Origin of the sequence: Heyndrickxia shackletonii (assembly GCF_001420715.1) — a bacterium.
Classification (GTDB): domain Bacteria; phylum Bacillota; class Bacilli; order Bacillales; family Bacillaceae_C; genus Margalitia; species Margalitia shackletonii.
Genome location: NZ_LJJC01000015.1, coordinates 61,514 through 74,087, shown reverse-complemented (window position 1 = coordinate 74,087; position 12,574 = coordinate 61,514). Strand labels below are relative to the sequence as shown.

9 protein-coding genes are annotated in these 12,574 nt (G+C 40.5%); 6 read left to right on the top strand and 3 right to left on the bottom strand.

The window, feature by feature from the left end; genetic code table 11:
• Positions 1–495: 495 nt before the first annotated feature.
• Genes thrB through AN964_RS22080 form a run of 3 tightly spaced genes read right to left on the bottom strand, consistent with a single transcriptional unit; the run spans position 496 to position 3,772 of the window.
• Positions 496–1,428, bottom strand: a complete 933-nt coding sequence (thrB, locus tag AN964_RS22090) for a homoserine kinase (protein WP_055741964.1) — start codon at positions 1,426–1,428, stop codon at positions 496–498.
• Positions 1,425–2,480, bottom strand: coding sequence for a threonine synthase (gene thrC / locus AN964_RS22085; RefSeq protein WP_055741963.1), 1,056 nt, complete (start codon positions 2,478–2,480; stop codon positions 1,425–1,427). Before thrC ends, thrB begins: the two co-directional genes overlap by 4 nt.
• Positions 2,481–2,485: 5 nt before the next feature.
• On the bottom strand, positions 2,486–3,772 hold the full coding sequence (locus AN964_RS22080; protein WP_055741962.1) for a homoserine dehydrogenase: 1,287 nt from the start codon (positions 3,770–3,772) through the stop codon (positions 2,486–2,488).
• Positions 3,773–4,121: 349 nt separating this feature from the next.
• On the opposite strand from AN964_RS22080, the gene ilvE reads away from it, so the two are divergent.
• The 6 genes from ilvE (at position 4,122) to AN964_RS22050 (ending at position 12,443) form a co-directional block, all read left to right on the top strand.
• A complete protein-coding gene (gene ilvE / locus AN964_RS22075; RefSeq protein WP_055741961.1) occupies positions 4,122–5,024 on the top strand; it encodes a branched-chain-amino-acid transaminase in 903 nt (300 codons plus the stop codon).
• Positions 5,025–5,170: 146 nt separating this feature from the next.
• Positions 5,171–6,871, top strand: coding sequence for a dihydroxy-acid dehydratase (gene ilvD / locus AN964_RS22070; RefSeq protein WP_055741960.1), 1,701 nt, complete (start codon positions 5,171–5,173; stop codon positions 6,869–6,871).
• A 482-nt stretch (positions 6,872–7,353) separates the two neighbouring features.
• Positions 7,354–9,069, top strand: coding sequence for an acetolactate synthase large subunit (gene ilvB, locus AN964_RS22065; protein ID WP_055741959.1), 1,716 nt, complete (start codon positions 7,354–7,356; stop codon positions 9,067–9,069).
• Positions 9,066–9,587 carry an acetolactate synthase small subunit gene (gene ilvN, locus AN964_RS22060; RefSeq protein ID WP_055741958.1) on the top strand — a complete coding sequence of 174 codons (522 nt, stop codon included), beginning with the start codon at positions 9,066–9,068 and terminating at the stop codon, positions 9,585–9,587. The genes ilvB and ilvN overlap by 4 nt, the downstream gene beginning before the upstream one ends.
• A gap of 293 nt (positions 9,588–9,880) precedes the next feature.
• Positions 9,881–10,909, top strand: a complete 1,029-nt coding sequence (ilvC, locus tag AN964_RS22055) for a ketol-acid reductoisomerase (RefSeq protein ID WP_055741957.1) — start codon at positions 9,881–9,883, stop codon at positions 10,907–10,909.
• Positions 10,896–12,443, top strand: coding sequence for a 2-isopropylmalate synthase (locus AN964_RS22050; RefSeq protein ID WP_055741956.1), 1,548 nt, complete (start codon positions 10,896–10,898; stop codon positions 12,441–12,443). The genes ilvC and AN964_RS22050 overlap by 14 nt, the downstream gene beginning before the upstream one ends.
• The last annotated feature ends 131 nt before the right edge of the window (positions 12,444–12,574 follow it).

Below are 12,574 nucleotides of genomic sequence, written 5' to 3'. Positions count from 1 at the left end.
TATAATCACCGAAGATATCATGGGAGTCTTCATTATCTTTCCCCTACTCAGTTCCATAAGAAATTTAACGAGGTAGGTAGTATGGAAGAAATGGTTATTAATTTGTAGTGAGAATAGGATGAGAGGAAATTGGCCCCTTATTTGGTATAAAAGCAGAACGAATTAGGAGCACGACTTGATATGGAGCAGCGCATGATAACCTAGTTGGTGAATACAGCTTCTTAAGAGGCTGGGTTCCTGGATAGAGAATCATGCGCGAAGAGGCTCCATGTCAAGTCGATATGATACTATCACAAAATTAGGCAAGACAGAGGGGGCAATTTCCATCTTAAACAAAAAAATAAAATACTGCGAAAAAGAAAGATAATAGGAGTATGTGTCTAAAATAAGGGGGCCAACCCGACGATGCCTGAATTGTTGTTCACACAGCTGAATAGTTACACTAGCAGCATAAAATGAAGCCCTTGCTCGGGAATATGGAGCAAGGGCAATTATTTATAAAGAATGGGATGATGAAATAGATTCAGAGATTTCTTTAGGGAAATTTTCTAAAAAAACAACTCCATGATTTACAGGCTTTAGCACATTGTAATGGTATTGCGGAAATTCCTCTGCAAAAAGCTTGGCAAAACCTTCTCCGCTATTTTTAGGAACAATGCTTATAATAGTGGGGCCCGCACCGCTTAATGCAGTTCCGAAGACTCCAATTGACCTGCCGAATGAAGTAATTTTAGGTAAGTCCGGAATAAGTGATTCCCGATACGGCTGATGAAAAAGATCACTTTCCATCATTTTTCCCGCTAACTGCCAATCATTCTGCAAAATCGCTGCAACCAACAGATTTCCAACACTGCTTCCTTTTATGGCTTCGGAAAAAGGCAGATGCTTGGGCAAAACTTGTCTTGATTTTTTTGTTTCCAGTTCGGTTTCCGGTATCATGGCAATTAGCTCAATGCTTGATGCGTCACAAACCAATGTGTCTGTTTCTGTATCCGAATGAGTGGAAATGGTAACCCCTCCATAAAAAGAGGCGGTGGTATTATCCGGATGGCCTTCCAGTAAACTTGCAATATGAGCTTTTTGTCGTTTTGAGAGGTGAAGCTGTAAAACAACATCCGCTATTTCAATCCCTGCAACAATTGCCGCAGCGCTGCTTCCTAATCCGCGGGCAAGGGGGATTTCACTATGCATTTCTATTTTTAACGGAGTCAACTCTTTTTTGAAAAGCTTGCTTGTATGAATAGCAGCAATATATATTAAATTTTCTTTGTAGTTTGGAAGCAAATCTGGCTGATTGATGAATTGGATACTCCATTCTTTGGCTTCCTTAAAAGATAGATATAAATAACGATTGACGGCCATTCCGATAGAGTCAAATCCTGGACCAAGATTGGAAGTACTCCCAGGAACTTTCAGGTAATATGTCATGACCTCACCTGAAGATGATGCAATAATTCTTCCTTCCCATTCGGGAGGAGAACAGGCTGAATATTTAATTGGTCCATCGCAGCAGCTGGGTCTTTTAGCCCATTTCCCGTTAAAACAGCTACAATTTTGCTGCCTTTTTGGATTTCACCTGTTTGTAATTGCTTTTTAATCCCGGCAATAGATGCACAGGAGGCGGGTTCTGCAAAAATTCCTTCCGATCTGGCAAGATCCTTGAAAGTTTCAAGAATCTCGTCATCCGATACATAGTCAATTTTTCCATTAGATTCATCCGCTGCGTTAACGGCTAATTGCCAGCTGGCAGGATTTCCAATCCGAATGGCGGTTGCAATCGTTTCCGGCTCTTTTATGACAGTATTTTTAGCTATGGCAGCAGAGCCTTCTGCTTCAAACCCATGCATTTGCGGCAAAGCAAATCCATGTAAATGATGATATTCTTTAAACCCTTTCCAATAAGCAGATATATTACCAGCATTGCCGACAGGAATAGCAAGAACATCTGGAGCCCCTCCCAATTGCTCACATATTTCAAAGGCTGCTGTCTTTTGTCCTTCAAGCCGATAAGGATTAACGGAATTAACTAAAGTATAACGGGAATGTTTAGAGGTATGTATGACTGTTTCAAGTGCATCATCGAAATTTCCGTCAATTTCATAGATTTGGGCACCATACATAACAGCCTGAGCTAGCTTACCTAATGCAATTTTTCCTTTTGGGATAACAATCAAACAATCAATTCCCGCACGTGCACAATAAGCGGCAGCAGCAGCAGCAGTATTTCCAGTTGAGGCACAGATCACTCCAGTGCTTCCATTTTCAATTGCCTTTGCAACGGCTAATACCATTCCGCGGTCCTTAAAGCTGCCCGTTGGATTTGCTCCTTCCACCTTAACAAATAATTCAACCTGCAAACGATTCGAAAGATTATTCAATCTTACTAAAGGTGTGTTTCCCTCCATTAAGCTAAGGAGGGGAGTATTCTCACTGATAGGCAATAACTCTTTATAATAATCTAGTAATCCCGACCATTTCATTTTTTTCATCCTTCCACACGATAATAGTTTTTCACATCATATACGACATCTAAATCTTTTAATTGCTGATAGGTTTGTTTGAAGATCCTTTCTTCAATTGCATGGGTAATAATGACTACTTCAGCAAGCTGTTGTTTGGGAATAGGCTCTTGGATAATTTGTTTGAGGCTTATTCTCCGTTCGTTTAAGAGACTAGTAATTTTTGAAAAAGCACCCGGCTGATCCTGCACATGCATACGAAAGAAATATTGATTTTTCATAGAATCCGGGGATTTACATTTCTTTTCATTTTTAGGTAGAAAAATATGGTGTCCATTTACACCAAGATTCATATTTTTTACAACAGAAATTAAATCGGACACAACCGCAATGGCTGTTGGCAATTCACCCGCACCAGGTCCGTAAAACATGGTTTCGCCAACCGATTTTCCATATACATAGACAGCGTTAAATTCGTTTTCTACGGCCGCGAGCGGATGATTAGAGGATAGTAGAGTCGGGCTGACCCTAATATCAATATACGGATCATCCAGTTCAGAAATACCGACGAGCTTCATCGTATAGCCTAATTTTTTGCTATAGTGAATGTCCTCTTGAGAGATTTCAGTAATTCCCTCGACACGCACATCTTCCAATGTAACGGGAACAGAATAGGCCAAGTGACTTAGAATGACCATTTTCCTAGCTGCATCTAGCCCTTCCACGTCCGATGTTGGATCTGCCTCGGCAAAACCTAAAACCTGCGCTTCTTGTAAAACCTCTTCATAACTGACAGATTCCCGATTCATTTTGCTCAATATGTAGTTCGTTGTCCCGTTGACAATTCCCATTATTTTTTGAATGCGGTCTGCAGAAAGACCATCTGTTAAAGTACGTAAAATCGGTATCGCTCCCGCAACACTTGCTTCATAATACAAATCACATTGGTAATCAGCGGCAGTTTCCAAAAGTTGAGTTCCATGTACGGCCATTAAATCCTTATTCGCAGTGATAACATGCTTTCGATTCTTTAATGCTTTGAAAATATAATTTTTTGCATCCTCAATTCCTCCCATTACTTCTATCACAATATCAATTTTAGGATTATCAAGAATATCATCAGGATCTAAAGTTAACCGATTATCGGCAAAGTTTATTTTTCTGGTTTTATCGATATCGCGGACAAGAACTTTTTCAATATGAATATTACTACCGGACTGTTGTTGCAGTTTTTCTTGTTCTTGTGTTAACAAATGGACAACACCAGTTCCGACAGTACCGAAACCTAATATTCCGACAGAAACTGAATTCATTATTTATCACTCCTGAGTTGTTCTTTTTAGAAAGACAATTGTATTTATATAATGGACATTATAAGCTGAAAATTATTTGTTTCACAACCCTTTTTTTACTAATCTTGCTGAAAAAGAAAAAATGAAAAAATTTTTTTTATGTAACAAATCGAATAGCATCAATGATGGAAGCGTTTACAAATTAACAGTTTAATCGGAATAGTCAAAAAACTTATCAAAAAGGGGTTGACCCTTAATTTTAAAAGGCGTATCATGGTCATCAATTAAATAATTTTCATAAAATTCTATTTAATGATCTTGCTCTTATTTTTAAAGAAAAAATTTAATTAGAAAGGGGACTTTGAGTGAAATGTCAGAGCAGTGGATTTTTCTAAATAACCGTTTTGTCAAAAAAGAAGAAGCCGTCGTTTCGGTTTATGACCATGGCTTTTTGTATGGCGATGGGGTGTTCGAAGGCATTCGCATGTATAACGGAAATGTTTTTCGACTTGATGATCACATGAAGCGGTTATATGAGTCAGCTCACTCAATCATGCTCCAAATACCATTTGAAAAAGAAGAACTTACGGAACTTGTAGTTGAGACATGCAGAAAAAACGGGCTGCAGGATGCATACATTCGTTTAGTCATCTCCAGAGGTGTCGGCGATTTAGGGCTTAACCCATATACTTGTAAAGAAGCCGGCGTCATTATTATTGCGGAGCCACTTGCCTTATTTCCGAAACGGTTGTATGAAACAGGAATTGAAGTGGTGACAGTACCGAGCCGAAGAAATCGTGCAGACGTACTAAGCCCAAAAGTAAAATCACTCAACTATTTAAATAATATTCTCGTAAAAATAGAAGCCAGTCTTGCCGGTGTCAATGAGGCTTTGATGATGAATGATCAAGGGTATGTTGCAGAGGCCTCCGGAGAAAACATTTTTATTGTCAAAGATGGGGTCATTAAAACACCGCCGGGATATGTCGGGGCGTTGGAAGGTATAACTAGAAACGCGATTATCGAACTGGCGAAAAATGCTCAGCTTGATATTCGTGAAGATGTTTTCACAAGACATGATGTGTATACAGCAGATGAAGTATTTCTAACCGGAACTGCGGCGGAGGTCATTGCTGTAGTGAAAGTGGATGGAAGACAAATTGGAAACGGAAAACCAGGGGAGATTACAAACCAATTACTTGCCCTATTCCGTGAAGCTGTTTCAGTTGATGGTACAAAGGTTTATCCACATAGTGAAGTTCAAGTTAGTTAATAAGGCTCTTTTCGTAAAAGTTGTCACTTACAGATGAATCTATTGTAAATAACAATTAAGCCGATACGAAAAGATGCCCCGACCCCCATTGAAGAATTTGTACAAAAAACAACAGTAAATGCGGGGAGAAAATTAGGAGTGATTGCATGAGAAGCGACATGATAAAAAAAGGGATAGATCGGGCTCCTCATCGAAGTCTCTTGCATGCAGCAGGAGTCAAAACGAAGGATTTGCATAAGCCGTTCATTGGTGTATGCAACTCCTACATCGATATTATCCCAGGTCACAAACATTTAAATACATTTGCGGAAGTGGTAAAAGAAGCGATATGGGAAGCAGGCGGTGTTCCATTTGAATTCAACACAATCGGGGTGGATGACGGAATCGCGATGGGGCATATCGGGATGCGATATTCTCTGCCGAGCCGCGAACTGATTGCAGATAGTGCCGAAACTGTTATTAACGCCCATTGGTTCGACGGGGTTTTCTATATTCCTAACTGTGACAAGATTACCCCGGGAATGCTGATGGCAGCGGCAAGGACGAATGTTCCAGCTGTTTTTGTATCAGGCGGACCGATGGAAGCAGGAAAATCAGAGGATGGAAAAACATTGTCACTTGTTTCCGTCTTTGAAGGAGTAGGGGCATACAAGACGGGAAAAATGAGTGCTGAAGAATTATTAGCTCTCGAAACAACTGCTTGTCCTACCTGCGGGTCATGCTCGGGGATGTTTACAGCAAACTCGATGAACTCTTTGATGGAAATTCTAGGAGTAACACCTCCAGGCAATGCAACGATTGTCGCAACATCTGATGAAAGACATCGCCTTATTAAAGAAGCAGTGGGTTATTTAATGAACTGTATTGAGAAGGATATTAGGCCAAGAGACATTATCACGAAGGATGCCATTGATGATGCATTCGCCTTAGATATGGCAATGGGCGGAAGCACCAACACCGTTTTACATACACTGGCCATTGCGTACGAAGCAGGAGTTGACTATGACTTAGAAAGAATTAATGAGATTGCAAAGCGGGTTCCTTATTTAGCAAAAATAAGTCCGGCCTCCGAGTACTCTATGCAAGATGTTCATGCAGCAGGTGGAGTCAGCGCAATCATTAAAGAACTTTGCAATGTAGAAGGAGCCATTCATCGGGATCGCCTAACCGTTTCGGGAAAAAGCGTCTACGAAAATGTAGAGGATGCAGAAATTCTTAACGATCAAGTCATAAGACGTGTTGAAAATGCGTATAGCCCTGTCGGCGGTTTATCTATTCTTTACGGAAATCTGGCTCCAGATGGCGGAGTCATAAAAGTAGGTGCCGTTGATCCAACTATCAAAACCTTCTTAGGTGAAGCAATTGTCTTTGAATCACAGGAAGAAGCTCAACACGGAATTGATAGCGGCTTAGTAAAAGAGGGGCATGTTGTAGTAATAAGGTATGAAGGACCAAAAGGCGGACCAGGAATGCCTGAAATGCTATCGCCTACTTCCTCCATTGCCGGGAGAGGGTTATCAACAAGTGTAGCACTCATTACAGATGGCCGTTTCTCTGGAGCAACAAGAGGTATTTCCGTAGGGCATATTTCCCCAGAAGCAGCGGAAGGCGGTCCAATAGCATTTGTAGAAAACGGGGATCAAATTTTTATTGATTTACCTAATCGAACTATTCAGCTTATGGTATCTGATGAAGAGCTTGAAGCTAGAAGACAAAATTGGATTCAGCCGGAACCGAAAATTACTAGCGGTTATTTAGCAAGATATGCAGCATTAGTGACTTCAGCCAATACTGGCGGAGTTTTGAAAATTGAATCATCGAATAAATCGTTGACGAGGATAAAGTGATAAGATCAGGTAATTCACAGAGAGTCGGGATGGTGGAAACCGATAATACTCCTTATCATGACATCGCCTCCGAGTGCTTATTTGAACATTGCAGTAGGATAAGCCGAGTGTTTCTACAGGAACACTTGTTAAAAAAAGAACAATTCATTTTGTTCATGAGGTGGCATTTGCAAGAATGTCATAAAGTTGGGTGGTACCATGGAAAGCAGCCTTTTCATCCCATGATTTTTGGTTAATTACAATACCATTATTCAGGATGAAAAGGCTTTTTTCTTTGGAAAAAAATATAAATTATTTTTTGAAAACAAAGGGATGATCACCATGGGAGCGGGAAAAATCCATTTGAAAATTGTATTAGCGTGATGCTTTCGCAGAATGCAAATCACCAAGCTATCATCAACTTTTACGCTATAAGTTTTGGAAACCCGCGGGTTCAATCAGCAAAGCTGGGATATGTTAGCAAATTGATAGGAGGGGAAGAAGTGAGTTCTAAAGCAAGAACGGAAGGCTATGTTGAAACAGCAGAAGTAAATGGTGCTGATCTTTTGATTCAATTAATTCAGGATCAAGGGGTCGATGTCATATTCGGATACCCGGGAGGAGCCGTTTTACCAATTTATGATGCACTCTACGGAAAATCCTTGAAACATGTATTGGCCAGACATGAGCAAGGGGCTATTCATGCGGCGGAAGGATATGCGAGAGTTACAGGCAAGCCAGGTGTCGTCATCGCTACTTCAGGACCCGGAGCAACAAATCTAGTAACAGGAATTACGGATGCCATGATGGATTCATTACCGCTGGTTGTTTTTACAGGACAGGTAGCTGGTTCTGTTATTGGTACTGATGCTTTTCAAGAGGCTGATGTAATAGGGATTACAACACCGATAACAAAGCATAACTATCAGGTTCGTGATGTGAATGATCTGCCAAGAATGGTGAAGGAAGCATTTCATATTGCTGTTACAGGTCGACCAGGTCCTGTTCTGATTGATATTCCTAAAGATGTATGTTCACAAAAATTGGGGCAGTCATCAGAGGCAGAGGTTAACTTACCTGGTTATCAGCCTAACTATTATCCGAATCCGCTCCAAATTAAGAAATTATCAGAAGCAATTTCACGTTCAGAGAAGCCGGTTATTTTAGCAGGAGCAGGTGTCCTTCATTCGGGAGCAGCTGAGTACCTTTTAGAATTTGCTGCAACTAATAACATTCCGGTAACTAATACATTACTAGGACTTGGAGGATTTCCGGCAAATCATCCGCTTTTTCTGGGCATGGCGGGAATGCATGGTACCTACGCAGCTAACATGGCACTATATGAATGCGATTTGCTAATAAATATTGGCGCACGTTTTGACGACCGATTAACTGGAAATCTTGCGCATTTCGCACCTAAGGCAAAGATTGCCCATATTGATATTGACTCTGCGGAAATTGGCAAAAACGTAGACACTCATATTCCAATTGTTGCGGATGCAAAGATGACCTTAATCAAACTTTTAGAAGAAGAGGGAGAACCTTCGAATACAGAAAAATGGTGCGAGAAATTAACGGACTATTCGGTGAACAACCCACTTTGGTACAGCAAGGATAATGAATACCTCATCCCGCAGCGTGTGATTGAGCTCATCCACCACTATACACAAGGTGATGCTATTGTAACGACAGATGTCGGCCAACACCAAATGTGGGCAGCACAATACTATCAATTTACCGAGCCGAATAATTGGGTAACCTCCGGTGGGCTTGGAACGATGGGATTTGGCTTCCCGGCAGCGATCGGTGCCCAATTAGCCAAACCGGATAAAAAAGTGGTAGCGATTGTCGGAGATGGAGGCTTCCAAATGACATTGCAGGAGTTATCCGTGGTGAAGGAGTTAAACCTTCCGATAAAAATTGTCATTTTAAATAATCAAGCATTGGGAATGGTGAGACAGTGGCAAGAAACATTTTATGAGGAACGATATTCTCACTCACTAATCCCTGTTCAACCGGATTTTGTAAAGCTTGCTGAAAGCTACGGCATACGTGGTGTTCGAGTGGAAAACGAAGAGGAGACAAAGGAATTACTGTCACGAGTATTAACAGATGATGAGCCAATTCTAATCGATGCCCGGGTGAAACAGCTTGAGAATGTATATCCAATGATTGCACCTGGTAAAGGCCTTCATGAAATGATAGGGGTGAAGCCATGAGAAGAATTGTTACAGCTACCGTGAGAAATCAGAGTGGTGTATTGAATCGAATAACAGGTGTTTTATCCAAAAGACAATTCAACATCGACAGTATCACGGTAGGTAGAACCGAAAACGAAGGTATATCGAAAATGACATTTGTTGTCCATGTGGATGATGACAGACAAGCGGAGCAGCTTACTAAACAATTAAACAAATTAATTGATGTAATCAAAGTGTCCGATATAACGGACCAGGCGATAGTTGCTCGTGAACTTGTTTTGATTAAAGTTTTGAGTAACGCACAAACAAGAAGCGAAATAGGTGGCATTGTTGAACCGTTCCGGGCTTCCATTATTGATGTTAGCCGGGAGAGCATTACCATCCAAGTAACTGGAGATACCGAAAAAATTGAAGCACTGATTGATTTGTTAAAACCATACGGAATAAAGGAAATTGCTCGTACAGGGTTAACAGCGTTTTTACGGGGATCACAAAAGGAAGTTACTAATCTATCTTCTTATTCCCTATTAAAATAGGGAACTGGGTAGATGTTGAAAATTGAATTCGTACCGATGAAAAATTCAGGGAATTGTGTAGAAAAAAAGGATAGAACTGATGAAAATCTCAGGAAAAACTTTAAAAAAAGTTAGCAAGCTGTTGAACCCGTTAAAAGTTGAGGAACATTCGAGGTAAATCGTGGAAAAAACGAGTGAAAACGCGGAACTTTTTCCGGAAAATGCGGAAAAAACAGTCAAACCGCTGAACCCAGTAAAAATCGCAGAACTAAGAATATACAACAAATAATATTGAAAAAAGGAGCAGATGAAAAATGGCTAAAGTTTATTATGATCACGATATTCAAGAGGAAGTACTAAGAGGAAAGAAAGTAGCGATTGTTGGCTACGGCTCACAAGGTCATGCACATGCACAAAATCTTCGCGACAGTGGTTATGACGTTGTAATTGGGTTAAGAGAGGGAAACTCCTGGAATCAAGCGGTTCAAGATGGTTTCCAAGTTAAATCAGTAAAAGAGGCTAGTGAAGAAGCTGATCTTATCATGGTTCTTCTGCCAGATGAAAAACAAACAAAAGTATACAACGAAGAAATTAAACCGGGACTTTATCCGGGAAAAGCTTTAGTTTTTGCACATGGCTTCAATATTCATTTCCATCAGATCGTTCCACCGGAAAATGTAGATGTATTCTTAGTAGCACCTAAAGGACCAGGACATCTTGTACGCAGAACCTACACAGAAAATGCTGGTGTCCCTGCGCTAATTGCAGTACACCAAGATGTTACCGGGGATGCTAGAGATCTAGCCTTTGCATATGCAAAAGCTATTGGCGGTTCGCGAGCCGGTGTTCTAGAAACTACTTTTAAAGAAGAAACCGAAACCGATCTATTCGGGGAACAAGCTGTACTTTGCGGAGGATTAACTTCTCTTGTTAAAGCAGGGTTTGAAACATTAACAGAAGCAGGCTATCAACCAGAAGTTGCTTATTTTGAGTGTCTTCACGAAATGAAATTAATTGTAGATCTCATGTATGAAGATGGGTTAAAAGGAATGCGCTACTCGATTTCGGATACAGCACAATGGGGAGATTTTGTATCCGGACCACGAGTAGTGAATGAAGAAACAAAAGAACGCATGAAAGAATTGCTGAAAGAAATACAAACTGGTCAATTTGCAAAAGCCTGGATCCTTGAGAATCAAGCAAACCGCCCTGTTTTCAATGCAATCAATGAAAGCGAAAAGCAACACCCAATTGAAGTAGTAGGGGAGGAATTAAGGAAGCTCATGCCTTTTGTAAGCAGCAAAAAGGAACAGAAAGAGGCTGTTGCAAATGCGAAAAATTAATATATTTGATACGACGTTGCGTGATGGAGAACAGTCAGCCGGAGTTAATCTAAATGCCATTGAAAAGCTGGAAATTGCGAAACAGTTGGAAAGAATGGGAGTGGATATTATGGAAGCGGGATTTCCTGCTTCCTCCCAAGGTGATTTTCAAGCGGTAAAAACGATCGCATCCACTATTAAAAATTCATCTGTAACAGGTTTGGCCAGAGCAAACAAAAAAGATATTGACATAGCTTGGGATGCACTTAAATCCTCACAAGAACCGAGGATTCATATTTTCCTAGCAACTTCTCCGATACACATGACGTATAAACTTCGTAAAACACCGGATGAAGTTTTAGAAGCGGCAGTATCCGCTGTAAAATATGCGAAACAAAAATTTGCACATGTGCAATGGTCGGCGGAGGATGCCACCAGATCAGATAAATGGTTTCTGGTCAAAATCATAACGGAGGTCATTAAAGTAGGTGCAACCGTCATTAATATTCCGGATACTGTTGGATATATTACACCAAAAGAATATGGTGAACTTTTCACCTTTTTAAGAGAAAATGTTCCGAACATTTCCCAAGCTACTTTGTCCGCCCATTGCCACGATGATCTCGGAATGGCAACAGCGAATTCACTTTCTGCCATTGAGCATGGAGTAGGGCAAATTGAGGGAACCATTAATGGAATCGGGGAGCGTGCCGGTAATGCAGCGCTTGAAGAAATTGCGGTCGCACTTTATATTCGCCAGGATTATTACAAGGCGAAAACCACTCTAAAATTAGATGAGATCAAACATACGAGCCAGCTTATCAGTAAATTAACAGGTATGGCGGTACCTGCTAATAAAGCAGTAGTTGGTGCCAATGCCTTTGCTCATGAATCAGGAATTCATCAAGATGGTGTGTTAAAAGAAAAAACAACCTATGAAATTATTACTCCAGAACTAATAGGTGTTTCGTCAAACCGATTAGTGCTTGGTAAGCATTCAGGACGCCATGCTTTTAAGCAAAAAGCTATTGAACTAGGTTTTGATCTATCAGCTGAAAAACTGAAAGAGGTATTTGACGCTTTCAAAGCATTAACAGATAAAAAGAAAGAAGTTACAGATGATGATATCTTCGCTCTGCTAGCAGATAAACAAACAGAACCGGATGATGCGAAAAAATATGAGTTACAAAATGTTCAAGTGCAATACGGGACATCCAATATTCCAACCGCAACGGTTGTTGTCACAAATCCGGATGGACATTGCATTGAAGATGCATCAACAGGTTCTGGTAGTGTTGAAGCGATTTACAATACTTTAGGAAGAATGGTAGACGGTCAGGTAACTTTGGTAGATTATAAGCTTCAATCCGTCGGTTCAGGAAAGGATGCTTTAGCGGATGCCTTTGTTAAAGTTGTCTACCAAGGGGTGGAGTCCGGAGGCAGAGGCTCAGCCCAAGACGTGTTAGAGGCTTCAGCTAAGGCATATCTAAATGCAATCAACAGGGTAATCGTCCATAGTTTACAGGAAAAATACGAAATGAGTGTGAAAGGATAATTTTAAAGGCTCTTTTCTTAAACTTTGTTGCTATTGAAATATAAGTAAAAATCCGCAGTAGGATTTTTACGGTAATTTTCTGCTATCAAATGAAAAACGGAATGTAGAAAAGAGCGCGAATCCTATCCATT

Coding starts and splice junctions, on each gene's coding strand:
- thrB (WP_055741964.1), bottom strand. CDS start 1,428: ATGACATATTACCTGAAAGTTCCTGGGAGTACTTCCAATCTTGGTCCA.
- thrC (WP_055741963.1), bottom strand. CDS start 2,480: ATGAAATGGTCGGGATTACTAGATTATTATAAAGAGTTATTGCCTATC.
- ilvE (WP_055741961.1), top strand. CDS start 4,122: ATGTCAGAGCAGTGGATTTTTCTAAATAACCGTTTTGTCAAAAAAGAA.
- ilvN (WP_055741958.1), top strand. CDS start 9,066: ATGAGAAGAATTGTTACAGCTACCGTGAGAAATCAGAGTGGTGTATTG.
- ilvC (WP_055741957.1), top strand. CDS start 9,881: ATGGCTAAAGTTTATTATGATCACGATATTCAAGAGGAAGTACTAAGA.
- AN964_RS22080 (WP_055741962.1), bottom strand. CDS start 3,772: ATGAATTCAGTTTCTGTCGGAATATTAGGTTTCGGTACTGTCGGAACT.
- AN964_RS22050 (WP_055741956.1), top strand. CDS start 10,896: ATGCGAAAAATTAATATATTTGATACGACGTTGCGTGATGGAGAACAG.
- ilvD (WP_055741960.1), top strand. CDS start 5,171: ATGAGAAGCGACATGATAAAAAAAGGGATAGATCGGGCTCCTCATCGA.